This is a genomic window from Streptomyces sp. L-9-10 (assembly GCF_004151105.1).
GTDB lineage: Bacteria > Actinomycetota > Actinomycetes > Streptomycetales > Streptomycetaceae > Streptomyces.
This window is the reverse complement of sequence record NZ_PHRF01000116.1, coordinates 1-221: the sequence shown is the minus strand read 5'-3', so window position 1 is coordinate 221 and position 221 is coordinate 1. Positions and strand designations below refer to the sequence as shown.

The following is a 221-nucleotide window of genomic DNA, read 5'->3' as shown; positions in this document are numbered from 1 at the left end:
CGGGCGTTGACGCATCGGGTGCTTGGGTTGCTTCAGGAGCGTTTGGTGGAGGAGCGGTTCGCGGGGTCGCGGTTTGTGTTTGTGACGCGGGGTGCGGTTGGGGGCCGTGATGTGGCGGCGGCTGCGGTGCGGGGTCTTGTTCGGTCGGCGCAGTCGGAGAATCCGGGCTGTTTCGGTCTGGTCGATCTTGATCTTGAGTCGGTCGGGTCGGGTGAGTCGGT

At 65.6% G+C, this 221-nt stretch carries 1 protein-coding gene; it reads left to right on the top strand.

Going from position 1 to position 221, the window contains the following annotated elements; all coding sequences use genetic code 11:
• Nucleotides 1-221 (top strand): hypothetical protein (locus CU044_RS39775; protein WP_129771476.1); only part of this gene is annotated, 221 nt, incomplete at both ends.